Source organism: Wolbachia endosymbiont of Glossina morsitans morsitans (assembly GCF_000689175.1).
Classification (GTDB): Bacteria; Pseudomonadota; Alphaproteobacteria; order Rickettsiales; family Anaplasmataceae; genus Wolbachia; species Wolbachia pipientis.
On the sequence record NZ_AWUH01000109.1, the window covers coordinates 1 to 1662 of the forward strand.

Sequence of the window (1662 nt, forward strand, 5' to 3'; positions counted from 1 at the left end):
ATTACGGTCTGTTCGGATTATTGTAAAAAGAGCTATAATTGTAATATTGTTGGATAATTTGTTTGACAGAAGAGACAGTATCTGGGATCCAGGAAAGTTTGCTTGTGAGCAAGCAAACTAGCATAGAAAGTGGTTACAACATTTTCGATGAGATTATATGCAAAACTGGATCCCAGTGTCACGCACTGGCATGACACCCATTTCTTCCTATAGTTGTCTTTTCTCGTCTACCTTATTTGGCCACTCTGCTGAACAGATACATAACATTTGCTATACAGAAACTCTGCAATACCAAAATAAATAAAGAGGTACGCCACTTGCAGTGAATAAGCTTGCGATCAGCAAGGTATTCACAGAAGTTTCAAATATTACCCAGCAGCAAAAGGTTGTTGCTATATTGCCAATTAAAAATTTGTAACAACTCTTTTCCTGCACAATAACTTTGAGAAAAGCAAGACTGCATGCAAGGTAAACAAATAAAAATGAAACTACAGAAAAGTCGATAATTGATGTGATCTGCTTAGCAAAATTGTTGCTTGAAGTGAGGATTAGTAAAGTTGCAGTTCCAACTGAGCTAGCTGTTATGACCCAGAAAGGAGAACCGTGCTTGTTTCTTTGAGCAAAAAACGGTGGCATCAGTTTATCGTTTGCAAGGCCAAGGACCACTTGTCCACTAGCTAGTACCCAAGCGTTTAAAGTACCAACACAAAAAATGAACGCAGTTATAGAAATAATCAAGTGCCAATTGCCAGAGGCCATAATTTTTATTGCGTCAACATATGGTGCTCTTGAACTTGCTAAATCATTGCCATTTATTAATCCCATAATTGCAAGATTGTTGGTAAAATACACAACAGCAACAGAGATTGTTCCAAGTACCACAGCTCTTGGTATTGTTCTAGCTGGATTATCAACTGACCCTGCAGGTGCTGTTGCCAATTCAACTCCAATAAAACCCCATAGAGTAATAAGTGTAGAACGGGCAAGAATCTGCGATGTTGTAAGATTTGATATTTCTTCACTTATGATGAAGTTATTTCTATCAAAAAAAAACAATGCTGCTATAGGTATTACAAGCAATACAGAAATTATTATCACCGTCAATAAAAACTCAACACGTCCAGCAGTAGCTACTCCTCTAAAATTTATTAGTGTAATAATTGTAAGTAGTAACATCTCTAAAAACAGATGTACGTTTTGAATATCTCCATGGAAAAATGGTGTAACATAACCAACACCCACAACTATTACGGCTGTTGTGCTAACCCATGAGATCACCCAATACGTCCAACCAACAAAAAAAGCTGCAGCAGGGCCAAAAGCATGGTTTACGTAGACGTGAGGGCCACCCGTTTCCGGAAATTTTGCGCAGAGTGAGGCAAAAACTAAAGCAAGAGATATAGCACCAAGACCTGATATTATCCAGCTTATAAGGCTATACATGCCATATGGAGCAAGGCTAATTGGAGGCATAAAAATTCCAGAGCCAATTTGGCTACTAATCACTAAGGCAAAAATAGCCCAAAAACCTATTTTATTTGACACAATAGTTTCTAATTTCTATCTGAATAGATTAACAATATAGCTGAAGCTCGGAAATTTCAATCGATCTTTATAAAAAATTGCATTTTTCTCAATTTATTTCTAAAATAGATTATGTTG

2 protein-coding genes are annotated in these 1662 nt (G+C 36.9%); one reads left to right on the forward strand and one right to left on the reverse strand.

Annotation, left to right across the window (positions count from 1 at the left end; translation table 11 throughout):
• Positions 1 to 62: 62 nt before the first annotated feature.
• Positions 63 to 194 carry a hypothetical protein gene (locus WGMM_RS07090; protein WP_275039479.1) on the forward strand — a complete coding sequence of 44 codons (132 nt, stop codon included), beginning with the start codon at positions 63 to 65 and terminating at the stop codon, positions 192 to 194.
• A 76-nt stretch (positions 195 to 270) separates the two neighbouring features.
• Here WGMM_RS07090 and WGMM_RS02590 read toward each other — a convergent pair whose 3' ends face one another.
• On the reverse strand, positions 271 to 1545 hold the full coding sequence (locus WGMM_RS02590) for an APC family permease (protein WP_038249582.1): 1275 nt from the start codon (positions 1543 to 1545) through the stop codon (positions 271 to 273).
• Positions 1546 to 1662: the final 117 nt, after the last annotated feature.